Source organism: Alteromonas sp. 38, from assembly GCF_902506055.1.
GTDB classification, from domain to species: domain Bacteria; phylum Pseudomonadota; class Gammaproteobacteria; order Enterobacterales; family Alteromonadaceae; genus Alteromonas; species Alteromonas lipotrueae.
Genome location: NZ_LR733300.1, coordinates 334,950 through 347,317, shown reverse-complemented (window position 1 = coordinate 347,317; position 12,368 = coordinate 334,950). Strand labels below are relative to the sequence as shown.

At 44.6% G+C, this 12,368-nt stretch carries 11 protein-coding genes; 4 read left to right on the top strand and 7 right to left on the bottom strand.

The window, feature by feature from the left end; genetic code table 11:
* Nucleotides 1–31 precede the first annotated feature (31 nt).
* Nucleotides 32–535: an HAD family hydrolase gene (locus FLAVO9R_RS01430; protein WP_159528151.1), complete on the bottom strand. Its 504-nt coding sequence runs from the start codon at nt 533–535 to the stop codon at nt 32–34.
* 209 nt (nt 536–744) lie between these two features.
* On the opposite strand from FLAVO9R_RS01430, the gene FLAVO9R_RS01425 reads away from it, so the two are divergent.
* Complete coding sequence (locus FLAVO9R_RS01425) at nt 745–1,623, top strand: DMT family transporter (RefSeq protein WP_159528149.1); 879 nt, start codon at nt 745–747, stop codon at nt 1,621–1,623.
* 145 nt (nt 1,624–1,768) lie between these two features.
* On the opposite strand, the gene treF is transcribed toward FLAVO9R_RS01425, so the two are convergent.
* The 3 genes from treF to FLAVO9R_RS01410 all read right to left on the bottom strand — a co-directional run bounded on the left by treF (nt 1,769) and on the right by FLAVO9R_RS01410 (nt 5,651).
* Nucleotides 1,769–3,277, bottom strand: a complete 1,509-nt coding sequence (treF, locus tag FLAVO9R_RS01420; RefSeq protein WP_159528147.1) for an alpha,alpha-trehalase TreF — start codon at nt 3,275–3,277, stop codon at nt 1,769–1,771.
* Nucleotide 3,278: 1 nt separating this feature from the next.
* Entirely contained in the window at nt 3,279–4,517 is a 1,239-nt protein-coding gene (locus FLAVO9R_RS01415) for an MFS transporter (protein ID WP_201299234.1), read from the bottom strand.
* A 111-nt stretch (nt 4,518–4,628) separates the two neighbouring features.
* A complete protein-coding gene (locus FLAVO9R_RS01410; protein ID WP_159528145.1) occupies nt 4,629–5,651 on the bottom strand; it encodes a LacI family DNA-binding transcriptional regulator in 1,023 nt (340 codons plus the stop codon).
* Between the two features lie 311 nt (nt 5,652–5,962).
* On the opposite strand from FLAVO9R_RS01410, the gene FLAVO9R_RS01405 reads away from it, so the two are divergent.
* The 3 genes from FLAVO9R_RS01405 (at nt 5,963) to FLAVO9R_RS01395 (ending at nt 9,993) form a co-directional block, all read left to right on the top strand.
* Complete coding sequence (locus FLAVO9R_RS01405) at nt 5,963–8,221, top strand: TonB-dependent receptor (RefSeq protein WP_159528143.1); 2,259 nt, start codon at nt 5,963–5,965, stop codon at nt 8,219–8,221.
* A 189-nt stretch (nt 8,222–8,410) separates the two neighbouring features.
* The gene (htpX, locus tag FLAVO9R_RS01400) at nt 8,411–9,295 is read left to right on the top strand and encodes a protease HtpX (RefSeq protein WP_159528141.1); all 885 of its coding nucleotides are present in this window, start codon (nt 8,411–8,413) and stop codon (nt 9,293–9,295) included.
* A gap of 17 nt (nt 9,296–9,312) precedes the next feature.
* Nucleotides 9,313–9,993 (top strand): haloacid dehalogenase type II, encoded by a 681-nt coding sequence (locus tag FLAVO9R_RS01395; RefSeq protein ID WP_159528139.1) that lies wholly within the window; start codon nt 9,313–9,315, stop codon nt 9,991–9,993.
* Nucleotides 9,994–10,024: 31 nt separating this feature from the next.
* Here the strand turns inward: FLAVO9R_RS01395 and FLAVO9R_RS01390 are convergent, their stop codons facing one another.
* The 3 genes from FLAVO9R_RS01390 to cheD form a co-directional block, all read right to left on the bottom strand.
* Nucleotides 10,025–10,303 (bottom strand): hypothetical protein, encoded by a 279-nt coding sequence (locus FLAVO9R_RS01390; protein ID WP_159528137.1) that lies wholly within the window; start codon nt 10,301–10,303, stop codon nt 10,025–10,027.
* Nucleotides 10,304–10,714: 411 nt separating this feature from the next.
* Complete coding sequence (locus FLAVO9R_RS01385) at nt 10,715–11,761, bottom strand: protein-glutamate methylesterase/protein-glutamine glutaminase (RefSeq protein ID WP_159528135.1); 1,047 nt, start codon at nt 11,759–11,761, stop codon at nt 10,715–10,717.
* Nucleotides 11,733–12,365, bottom strand: a complete 633-nt coding sequence (gene cheD / locus FLAVO9R_RS01380) for a chemoreceptor glutamine deamidase CheD (RefSeq protein WP_159528133.1) — start codon at nt 12,363–12,365, stop codon at nt 11,733–11,735. Before cheD ends, FLAVO9R_RS01385 begins: the two co-directional genes overlap by 29 nt.
* Between the last annotated feature and the right edge of the window lie 3 nt (nt 12,366–12,368).

The following is a 12,368-nucleotide window of genomic DNA, read 5'->3' as shown; positions in this document are numbered from 1 at the left end:
TCTGCTTTACGCCCTATCGGTCATTTTTGCACTACACCAACAACCACCGCATACCGGCATTTTCGGCGGCTAATTGGTCGTAAATAAAATCACCCACATACAGGCAGTCTTCGGGTTGTAGCTGCCAGTGTTGGGCTATGTGTAATAATGCTGTGGGGTCGGGCTTGGCGGGTGCATCTTCTCGGGTAAGTACAAACTCAATGGGTATGCGGTTGTTGGCTATTTTAATGGCCGTGGCTTCTCGGCAGTTGCGTGTAACAATAGCTATGGGCAAGTTATTCTCTAAAACCTTATCTACCATTTGCTTACCAAGGGGTAGCCATTTCGCGTTTTGTGCGTCGGTTAGTTCGTGTTGCAATATGGCGTGGTTGGCGTTCTGCTTTTCTTGTTCACACACCATATTGTCTATAAATGTAAGAATGTCTTCATCTTGCGGGCAACCTATATCGGTTCTCATGCGCGAAAAGTTAAGGCTAGACTCAACCAAAGTGCCATCTAAATCGAAAATAACACCTTTAATACCGCTTAAATCCATTCTTTATACTCTTTAATTACGTTTAAGGTAGGTAAGGCTATTTGCCCTTGTGCTATAACGTTGCCACAAACTTGGCTGTGTTTCCGTTAACTTTTAGTTAGTTAACTTATTTTCTGTACTCGGAATCTTTAATATCTACTAACATACGCATTCACTTTCATTTAGCATAGCCGCTCTTTTTTCTAAGCTTCACATTCTATAGGTTACTAATGGGCGTATTCGCAGCACTAGGTACGGCACTTTGTTGGGCAATAGCCGCCCGTTTGTTTAAGGGAACAGGCAACGCGTTTTCTCCCCTTACCATGAATTTTTGGAAGGGCCTTATCTCTATTGCTATTTTGGCTGCGGTTATTGCGGTAGTGCAGCCAAGTGCTTATGAAACCAACGCTGTACTTTGGCTGCTACTTAGCGGCTTTATTGGCATTGGTATTGGCGACACCTGCTTTTTTAAAGCGTTGAAATCTATTGGCGATAGCCAAGCGGTACTAGTGGCCGAAACCTTAGCGCCTTTATTTACTGCCCTTTTTGCCATGGCGTTTATTGGTGAATGGATAACCTGGCAGCAGTGGGTAGGTATTGCAGTAGTGTTATTGTCGGTAGACATGGTGATAAAAGCCCGCAAGCGAAATACCACGCACGTATTCGCAACCTCAGGCTATATGTATGGCGTGGGGGCAGCATTGTGTCAAGCTATAGGCGCTGTGGTTAGCCGCGACATTCTAGGTAGTGGTGATATAGACGCCGCCAGTGCAGCTTTCTTGCGCTTGGTAGGCGGTATGATTTTTGTCGTACCCTTTATTGTGATTACCCGCACTAAATGGATGCCAGTATTAGCAACCAATCAACGGGTTTGGCCTGCGTTTGTGCTTGCCACCTTATTAGGCACTACCGCCGCTATTTACCTTCAAATGTTTGCCTTTGCTTATGCTAAAGCTGCCGTGGTGCAAACCTTAATCGCCACCAGCGCGTTAATGTCGCTAGGCGTTGCTTGGGTTATGGGCGAAAAAGCCACGAAGGCTACGCTGATATGGTCGGTAATTGCGTTGGTGGGTGTGGGTATTTTGGTTAGCTTCGGTACACCCTTGTAGTACAAGAAGGCGTTTTCGCATTCAGTGTATAGCTAATGCTTTTTGGAGCCAGCGCCTTTACAGTCAGCGCTAGATGTAAACTGCGACTAGCGCCGCTAACACTGCTTCATAACTCAAAGGTAAAGGTTTGGGCGCTAGCGGCTTCTCATTCACCTTGCATGGTTTTAAAGCGTGTATAAACGCCGTTCGTCCAACCAAACCCTAGCTGAACTTCGTACTCCCCGCCACTTGCCGTTTTGTCAGGCTCGCACACGTTGTACTTTTCTAGCATTACGCCGGTTCGCGCAAAATGATCGTCAATGGTTTGCGTAAAGCGATTAATAATGTCGCTCGCTTCATCACTAAAACCATAATTTAGTAGCCCTTTCACCGCAAACCATTGCAGAGGCGCCCACCCATTGGGTGAATCCCATTGTTGAGTAGTGGTATTTGCTGTGGTCACTATTCCGCCGGGTGCTAACAAGTGCGTTTGAAGGGCAACATTTACCCCAACAGCCTGTGCATCGGTGGCAAGTTCTACGAACAAAGGTACGGTTGCCGCCGCTGAAAGCACGGTAGTTTGCGTATTACTGGGGTAATGGTAATCGTAAAAACAGGCTTTGTCTTCATTCCACAAATAGGTATTTATTGCCTGCTTTCGGTTAACAGCGGCCTCACGGTATTTGCTGGCTTTGGTGCTAACCCGCGCCAATGTACTTTCAACAAAATACAGCAGTGCATTCAAATCAATGGGGACTATTTCAGTTGTACGAATGCTACACAAGGTGCTTTCATCAGCAAGCCAACGGGAACTGAAATCCCACCCTGATTCACAAGCCGCCCTTATATGGCGGTAAAATTCTACTGACTTTGCGCCTACGAGTTCTGCCGTTTCAATATCTTCTCTGTACGATTCTGGTCGTGGTGAGGCTTCGCTGTCGTAATACCGGTTAAGTAATGCACCGTTTGGCATGCGAACGAGATGATCGCAGGCGTGGCTAACCGCTTGTGCGCTACTTAAGTTATTGGCGCCGTTCATCCAAAATGCATATTCTTTTTCAATACCGGCAATAGCGCGTTGGCGCTGGGTATTGGTTAATTTTTTTTCTACTAATGCGAACATTAACGCCAGCACGGGCGGCTGGCTTCGGGTGTAATAATAGGCTCGATTTCCGTTTGGAATACAGCCTACTTCATCCAGTATATCTAAGAAATTTTCCAACATGTTGACTGCCATGTTGGCCTTACCAGAATCGATTAAGCCTAAGGCGGTAAAGTAGCTATCCCAGTAATATATTTCTCTGAATCTGCCGCCTGGTACTATGTACGGGCGCGATAGACTAATAAGGCTATCTATATTTTCTGCATCTGGTGTACGGGTAAGTACATCCCACATATGTTGCACATAGTCTGGTACAGCACTGAATGTTAAATCTGTGCTGCTTGCCACCATGTCCGGTATGTTAAAATATGTTTCAACGAACGACGATAAACTAAAGCCTTCGTTATTTTTCTGCTGCTCGTATTGGCTTATTACGTTCTGCCAATCACTTAGTACAATGGCATCGGCAAAGGTCTTACTGTCTTCAAACAAGGCCGCGTTTTGCACATCTTTAAACAAATTGCTTTGAAAAAATGGTAAGCAAGTGCGCCAGCCACTTGTAGTTAATGCCATGTTAAGCGGTATCCTTTAACACTATTGAAGAGGTTGCTCGTTTAAAAAAGAACAGAGTGACAAGTAGTGCACCTATGGGAATAAGCGATAAGTAAAAGGCTTGTTGCCCGCCCATTGCTTCAAATACATAGCCGGTAATAATAGAACCTGTAGTTCCGCCAAGCGCGGAGAACACCACTATTAGGCCTGTCATAGGGGCGTGTTGCACCTTGGGCAACGCACTTAACATCACAGAATTAATAACAGGGTAAATAGGTGCCATCATTAACCCAATAAGCGGGATTAAGTACGCCGCTATTGGCGCGTCTACCCAGCTAGCAACGAGGTTCTCGTCTACCTTTTCGGCTAAAGGCAAACTCAATAACATGACGGCGGCCATACCTACTAGGCAGGCATTCATGAAGGGATACCAACTCACTCTTGCTAGCACTACCCCAGCCAATAAGCGGCCAACGGCAAGCGCTACGGCGAAAATACTGGTAATTTGAATACTCACTTGGGTAGGTAAACCCAGTACTTCTCGGTTAAAAGTCGGCAACCAAGACCCTATCCCCTGCTCAATTAGAACGTAGAGGAACACCGAAAGAATAAAGATGAGCACTAAGGGTTTATAGGCTAGCTTAAGCATGTCGATAAACGCACTGCCTACCCCAGTTTCCCTGTTTACTTCTGGTTTTTGAATCGGCGCGGCTAGCACCAATAAAATCGTTACGGCAACTAGAGCGGCAATAAGGTAATACACGTTCAGCCATGAAAGAGACGCTTCGTTGGTGGGATCAATAAAGGCTGCAAATACCCAATAACCAGACAGTACACCCAACATGAAAATACCTTCAACGGTATTCATCAACGAGCTATGTGCTTTGGTGCTGGAAGAGAGTTGCCCAATAATGGCGTATACCGACACTTTCACTAACGCAAAGGCTGTGCCTATACCTGCGAACAAGAGTTTTATAACCCAGAAGCTGCCAATACTAGGCGTAATAGCACATAGCGTGGCCACCAGAATTAGGCCAAATAGCATAGAAATTTTATAGCCGATACGAGGAATAAAGCTAGCGACAAGAAAGGATACTAGCGCGATGGATAAGTCTTTAAACCCTTCTAGGGTGCTGGCTTCTGGTTTCGACACGTCGAAACTGTTTATCGATTGTAAAATAACCGTGCCCACACTGTTTAGCAGTATGGCAAACACATAATAGCTAACGGCTATTGCAGCGATAATCAACAATCTGGACATGTGTAAACACTCTGTTAACTAAATTAAGCCGGAGTGTAGACGGATAAAAACAAAAATGCAAACGTTTGCATTAACCTTTTATTTTCTCTTCCCTAATCATTTTTACGTACATTAATCGTGTTTACTGGAACGGCGAACCACCAGTTGGGTATCTACCACGTAACTAGCTGTTTCTTGGCCTTCAAACTGACGAAGCAATTGATCTACCATGGCTGACGCGGCTTGCTGGGTGTTTTGGCGAATGGTTGTTAAAGCCGGATGCATAAGTTCAGCTAGCGAAATATCGTCGTAACCAACAATACCTACATCGCTTGGAATACCCACGTAGCGCTCTTTCAACGCTTTAAGTGCACCAAGCGCCACCATGTCGCTTGAACACACAATGCCGTCGAAATCTAAGCCATTCGCTTTCACCCTCTGATTTATATACTCGTATGCCGCTTTTGAGGTTATATCGATAGTGCAGGTACAGTCGCTACTTACTGAAATATTGGCATTCTGATGCGCTTGTAAATAGCCCTTATAACGCTCTTGCATCTCGGCATGCTCTGCATCACCTAAGAACAATACGCGTTTAGCGCCTTTTTGCAGCAAGTGAGTAGTAGCATCGAACCCACCTTGGTAATTGTCTCCGCCAACAATAGGATAGTTAGCTTCGCTTTTTGGATCGCCCCATACTACAAGGGGTACACCAGCTTCTGCGGCGCGGTCAATTTTCTTAGTCGACTTTCCCTGCCCAATTACAATCATTCCATCGGCGCGCTGGCTGTGAATAAAGTAGTTAGCCCAATCGTCAGATGCCATGAAGGAATTCGATAGCAGCAACTCGTAGCCTTTAGCGTTAAGCGCTTGGTTTAACTCCCCCACCAACTTCAGCAAGAAAGGATCGGTGGTGCTTTGCTCGGTATGATCAATTAAGTTTAAAATTACCGCGATAACATGCGTTTTTTGCGTACGTAGCCTGCTAGCAGCCGCATTAACACTGTAATTGTGCTCCTTTGCCAAAGCCTGCACTTTACGTCGCGTTTCCTGCTTTATCAGCGGATTGTCTTTTAACGCTCTTGAAGCTGTAGAGGTAGAAACCCCTGCTAACTTTGCTAGCTTTGCTAACGTTAATTTTGTTTCTGAACTCAAATTATTTAGCTCTCTCTTTTTTTCAAACTATACCGAGAAATACCTGAAAAGCCTATGCTCAACGCAAGGCATCCTAAGTTCCTGTATCTCAAGTTAATTGTTTAGCCATACCAAACATCATCATCAAACTTGCATGCCAACAAATGTTAACACGCTTAAACAAATATTTTGCAATCGATTGTATTTTACTCTTGCAATCGTTTGCAAAGAGATCTATTTTGTTGCTCATTCCCGAAGCGAGTGACATTTTTTTAACCTGTTTCACGCATTCGGTTAACAACGCCCAAAAATTATTTTCAGGAGCACACACCATGAAAACGTTGTTCACAAAAGGAATGCTAGCCACTGCAATTTCTTTAGCGTTAACCCAAACGGCCTTTGCACAAGAAGAAACAAAACAGGCTACCGCAGAAAATACTGAAGTTATTGTAGTGAGTGGAACGCCAGGCGGCGCAGGAATAAGAAAAATAGATGCAAGCTTTGCTGTCACCAATATTGATGCCAGCGACATTGAAAAATTTGCCCCTAAATCTACTGCTGACTTATTTAAGGCCATTCCAGGGGTTTGGGTAGAAAGCTCTGGCGGCGAGTCGGGTGCAAACGTATTTGTTCGAGGATTTCCAGGTGGCGGTGATGCACCTTTCCTTACCATTGCGTTAGAAGGTTCACCTATCTACCCCGCTTCAACATTGTCGTTCCTAGAAAACTCTCAGATGTTTAGAATAGACGACACTATTGAAATGGTAGAAGGCTTACGGGGTGGTCCTAACCCGGTAGTGAGTAACGGGCAGCCCGGTTTAACCACCAACTTTCGCTTAAAACGCGGCGGTGAAGATTCTGAAGCCAGCGTAAAATATACGGTATCTGATTATGGTTTGAATCGCGTTGATCTTGTACTTAGCGGTGCACTAGCCGACGACCTTTACTACATGGTAGGCGGTTACGTAAAAAGCTCTGATGGTATTCGCGATGCTGGGTTTAGCTCTGAAGAGGGCAACCAATTCACTGTTAACCTAACCAAAATTTTTGATAAAGGTGAGTTAAACCTTTATACCCGTCAAACTGACGATCATGGTACATGGTATTTACCTACGCCGTTGAATGTAGAAGGCATTGATGCAAACTACACCCAAATAGGCCCGTTGAATCGTCAAGCCACTATAAACTATGGCCCAGATAATACCGCTGAGTCTTTCGACTTTGGCGACGGTCGCGGCTGGGATGGTCATGTGAGCGGGGGTAGCTTAAAGCTTGAGCTAGGTGGCGGCTGGCATTTGGTTGACCGTTTTAACCTGACTAAAGGCGAAGCTAACACCTTTGGTTTAGTGCCAGATGGCTCTGCTGTTACTGTTGCCGATGTAGCTGATAACGGCGAAAGCGCGACGGGTGCAGTAACCGGAAACACCTACGATGCCGATACCCCTATTCAACAAATTGGCCGTTGGGTTGTACTGAAAGACGTTGAGTCATTCACTAACGACTTGGCCGTATCTAAATCGTGGGACAACTTCGATACCTCTTTTGGTATTTATAGCGCGACCACTAAAGCAGAAGACTGGTGGAGCATTGGAAACCAAGCCTACTATGTATTAGTGCCTGGTGGCGAAATGCTAGACGGCATAGCTTGCAATAGCAGCGAAGAAGGCTGTGGTTGGGGCTACGATATAAACTCGGTAGGCGATGCCAGCACATTCGCACTGTATGCCACAAGCACATGGTATGCCACTGAAGATTTAAGCATCGATTTAGGGCTACGTCGTGAAAACCATGAAGTAAGCTACTCAGTAGATGAGGGTCTAGATGGCGTAATAACCAAAGCATTAGAGTATGACGAAAACAAGACATCTTGGACATTAGGCGCTAACTACGCACTTAATGATTTTAGCGGTGTGTTCGTACGTATGAACCGTGGCTACAAAATGCCTTATTTTGATGACTTTCGTGATAACTGGGGCGCTTATACTGGCGGTAATGACTTAATTAAAGAAGTTACTCAGGGCGAGCTTGGCTATAAATTCATGAATGACGACATTCAATTTTTTGCCACTGCGTTTGCCAACGAAGTGCAAGGCGATACTTTTGTACGTCGTCCAGGTGCACCGGCTGAAATTTTAACGAATGAAGCTTACGGTATTGAGTTTGACGGAAAGTACAGCCACGATTCTGGTTTTTCACTTAGTTTAAATGCAACGTTTCAAGAAACCGAAATTACAGCAAGTGCTACCAATGAAGGTAATGAAGCGCAGCGTCAGCCTGGCTGGCAAGTACGTATGACCCCAAGCTATGGTTTCGATGTGGGTGACATGTATGCCACAGTTTACGGTACTTTTTCAGCCGTAGACGATCGCTTTGGTGACAACGAAAACACGGTAGTCTTAGAAGGGTATGAAAAAGTTGATGTGGGCATGACACTTGAGCCTACCGATGCCCTTCGTGTTCAATTGTCTATCGACAACCTAACAGACGAACAAGGTATAACCGAAGGCGATCCTAGAAACCCTGATTCACCTAACGGGCGCTATATCATGCCAAGAAGTATGAAACTGAGTGTGTCTTACCTGTTCTTTTAATTAACAGGATATAAGCTACTAAACCAAAGCCGATGATATTTATCATCGGCTTTTTTATTGCCCCCTCTTTGAAGCGCAATATTTCGCCACCATAATATAACTATTGTACTGGTTCTTTTACTGGGCTTTTTGCCATAGCTTTTATCGTAAATTTTACCTTAGCCTTTTACCTCAAGATAGAGACATTATATGAAACGGGTTTTCTTGTTCCTTGTTACCAACTTAGCCGTGGTGTTAGTGCTAGGTATTGTGCTGAATATTGTGTTTGCTGCTTTTGGTATTGATAACCGCAGTATGACTGGGCTATTAGTTTTCTCTGCGGTTTTTGGTTTTGGCGGTGCGCTTATTTCATTAGCCATGTCGAAATGGATTGCCAAACGAAGTACGGGAGCCCAAGTGATTGATAACCCCACCACCCCCACTGAACACTGGTTAATTAATATGGTATCTGCCCAAGCTAAAAAAGCGGGTATTGGCATGCCAGAGGTGGCTATTTACGACTCACCTGAAATAAACGCCTTTGCGACCGGCATGAATAAGAACAATGCCTTAGTTGCTGTAAGCAGTGGCTTATTAAATGGTATGAGCGAAGATGAAGCGGAAGCGGTGCTTGCTCATGAAATATCTCACATTGCCAATGGCGACATGGTTACCCTTACATTAATTCAAGGGGTTGTGAATACCTTCGTTATCTTTTTAGCGCGCGTAATTGCAGGCGCTATTTCTAATGCTGCTCGTGGCAGTAATAACGGAAGCAGTGCATTAGGCGGCTTTGCTTACTATGGCATTGTGTTTGTACTAGAAATGCTGTTTGGTATTTTGGCTAGCATTATTGTGATGTGGTTTTCCCGTCAACGTGAGTACCGGGCCGATGCAGGTTCAGCCAAATTAGTGGGCAGACAAAAAATGATAGCGGCGTTAACGCGCTTAAAATCAAACAGTGAAAGTCAGTTAGATGGCACCATGATGGCCTTTGGCATTTCGGGTAAGTCAGCATTTTCAGAATTATTTATGAGCCACCCGCCCTTAGATAAGCGTATAGATGTGCTTAGACGTCGCGCGAAAGCGCAATAATAAAGGGAGTTACTAGCATGACAGCACCTAAAGCGATTTTTTTCGACATTAACGAAACCTTGCTTGATATGGCAGAAATGAAGCATGGTTTAGCGCCATTACTCGGTGGCAATGAAGACTTAGTCGATTTGTGGTTTGCCAACCTTTTACATCACTCCCTTGTCGATATAGCTTCTAACCAGTTTCATGATTTTATCAACATTGGAGCAGCTGCTTTGGTGATGGTGGCGCATAGTAAAGGTTTTACGGTTTCTGAAGATGAAGCCCTTAACGCCATAAAAAGCCACATTACCAAGCTTCCTGCGCATGATGATGTAAAGCCAACACTTTCAAAGCTGCAATCGTTAAATGTACCCTTAGTGGCGCTATCCAACTCCTCTATTGAAGGGCTAAAAGCGCAGCTGGAATTTGCAGGTATTTGTGAACGCTTTTCGCATGTACTCAGCACGGAACAAATTAAAACGTATAAGCCTTACCCCGAAGTATACCGCTGGGCATGTAAAGAAGTTGGCGTTGAGCCCAAAGGAGCCATGATGGTAGCCGCACATGGGTGGGATGTCAGTGGTGCGAAGGCTATTGGTATGCAAACCACGTTTGTGAGCAGACCTGGCAAGATAATGTATCCGTTAGGACTTACACCCGACTTGATTGTGGAAAGTTTAACTGAGCTTGAGCAAGCAATGAAAAAGGGTGCATAGAACACCCTTGATATATAAAGTGTAGCAGGCTTTAGTTATCAGTTTTAGCAACTAATTGTCTGCCTTTAAACCCTTTTGATGAACAGTTTGAACGCTTAGTTTCTAGCGCGCCCAACTGTCGCTTTAACCAAGACTTTTGAATACCCGATTTAGCTGCATCCATTTCACCACTCACTCGTGAAATTTCTTTACCCACATTCACGCATGCTTTAGCGGTTGGTTGAAACCCGCCATTTGCCAAGGCTGCAGAAGAAAATGCTGCGGATGATAATACCATTGCGATAGATGCGATTAGCGCTTGCTGTTTCATACATGTCCCCAACGGCCTGATATCGTTCAAGCTCATTTGTTTTCGGTAGAGAAGGCTATGTGATGCCTTGATTTGTTTTGAAACTATAGCAATTATGATCTTATTTTTAGGTGTTAGGAATTATACCTAATGATAATAAATTCAGGTATACCGTAACGACCCATGCCTTTTATTTCCCCATCATGTATTCGTATTTCTCATGATTTTTTAGGGGCGTTGCTAATGTTTCTTATATTGTTATCGGCCTATTGTAAGCATTCACGATAACCATTCCGTAGTTGAGGTTACAGTAACAGCTTTCTGTAACAGCAATGTAATCGTGACAACAGATCCGCTTCATTAAAACATCAATTAAATCAGCTAACAAGCTAAGTGCAAACTTAGCGGCAACATAGATTAAACAAAAACCAATTAAAGCCGAGTACCCACGCCAATCGACTCTAATGTATCGAGTATAGCATCTGCTAGCGAAGCTAGCGGCGTAACATGGCTAGCCGCATTTAATTCTATCGCCACTTTGGGCATGCCAAATACAACACAGCTTTTTTCATCTTGGCAAAACGTAGTGGCTCCTTGCTGTCTCATTTGCCGTAATCCGTTTGCACCATCCCGTCCCATACCGGTTAGCAACACACCAACAGCATTTGCCCCTGCATTAACCGCTAATGAATTAAAAAGCACGTCTACTGAAGGCTTGTGCCCCGACTCTCTTGGGCCATCAGACAAGGCAATTCGATAATCTGCGCCGCTGCGCTCAACAACGAGGTGCTTATCACCCGGCGCTAAATAGGCATGTCCAGGTAATAAACGCTCTCCGCCTTTTGCTTCACTAACCTCCACTTCACATAAGCTATTTAATCTGCGGGCGTAGGTTGTCGTAAAACCCGGCGGCATGTGCTGGGTAATAACAGTGGCAGGCGCGTTTCTAGGGAAATGCATGAGTACATCTTTAATCGCTTCAGTGCCGCCAGTAGAAGCCCCAATTCCTATTACCTTTTCACTGCCAGTGTAACGCATGGCCGCATGTTGTGACGCCCGCGACTGTGTAGGCGCACTCAGTGTGGAATGCGCCGCCATTCTAATTTTTTCCGTTATTACTGCCCGATACTCTTCCATACCTTGCACCACACCTAACTTAGGTTTTGGAACAAAATCTACCGCCCCCAACTCTAACGAGCGAAGCGTAGCATCCGCCCCCTTTTCCGTTAACGTAGACACCATAACTACCGGTGTGGGGCATGCTTTCATCATGACCTCTAAAAAACGTAAGCCATCCACTTTAGGCATTTCAATATCTAGAGTGATCACATTAGGCTTAAACTCTTGTACCATTTTCTTTGCTACAAACGCATCGGGTGCCGCCCCAACCAAAAGCATGTCAGCTTCATTGTTAATAATTTCAGATAACAACTGCCTGATAAGTGCAGAGTCATCTACCACGAGAACTTTGATGGGCATTGTCAGGCTCCGTTAGCGAGAAATCATCGGGATTGGCTTGCTGAGATAGCAGCACTCGGTGGTTAGATTCACGCTCATACAAGCTGGTATTATTAAAGTTTCTAATTCGCTTCATATAAACATTACCTTCATCGGGTAAAAAGTATATTTTGCGGGCGTAGTCTGACATTAAGTCGCTATTTAATAGAGGTATGTTTTCCCTGGTTAAATAGTTAACAACAAACTCAGCGTTAATTCTTCCAATATCTTGTTGCACAAACCCAGCGAGCACTTTGCCACCGCCAAAGGCCTTGGCCACTAGCTTTTCTTTTCGTGCCCCTAGTGTAATGAGCTTATCAATAAGCATATCCATTGCATGCACACCGTATTTAGATGCAAGATTGCTGTCTAGCTCACTGGCTAAATTCAATTCAGGCAACATGAAATGATTCATGCCACCAATTTTCTTTTCTGGGTCGTAAATACACGCGGCAACACAGGAACCTAAAATAGTAACCAACACCTTATTTGAAGCGGTAGCAACGTATTGCCCGGGTAATAATTTAACGGCTTCTTTTCGAAATCGGTTATCGAAGTAACTGATAGGTTGTTCATCTTGGCTCATACT

Coding starts and splice junctions, on each gene's coding strand:
- FLAVO9R_RS01430 (WP_159528151.1), bottom strand. CDS start 535: ATGGATTTAAGCGGTATTAAAGGTGTTATTTTCGATTTAGATGGCACT.
- FLAVO9R_RS01425 (WP_159528149.1), top strand. CDS start 745: ATGGGCGTATTCGCAGCACTAGGTACGGCACTTTGTTGGGCAATAGCC.
- treF (WP_159528147.1), bottom strand. CDS start 3,277: ATGGCATTAACTACAAGTGGCTGGCGCACTTGCTTACCATTTTTTCAA.
- FLAVO9R_RS01415 (WP_201299234.1), bottom strand. CDS start 4,517: ATGTCCAGATTGTTGATTATCGCTGCAATAGCCGTTAGCTATTATGTG.
- FLAVO9R_RS01405 (WP_159528143.1), top strand. CDS start 5,963: ATGAAAACGTTGTTCACAAAAGGAATGCTAGCCACTGCAATTTCTTTA.
- htpX (WP_159528141.1), top strand. CDS start 8,411: ATGAAACGGGTTTTCTTGTTCCTTGTTACCAACTTAGCCGTGGTGTTA.
- FLAVO9R_RS01395 (WP_159528139.1), top strand. CDS start 9,313: ATGACAGCACCTAAAGCGATTTTTTTCGACATTAACGAAACCTTGCTT.
- FLAVO9R_RS01390 (WP_159528137.1), bottom strand. CDS start 10,303: ATGAAACAGCAAGCGCTAATCGCATCTATCGCAATGGTATTATCATCC.
- FLAVO9R_RS01385 (WP_159528135.1), bottom strand. CDS start 11,761: ATGCCCATCAAAGTTCTCGTGGTAGATGACTCTGCACTTATCAGGCAG.
- cheD (WP_159528133.1), bottom strand. CDS start 12,365: ATGAGCCAAGATGAACAACCTATCAGTTACTTCGATAACCGATTTCGA.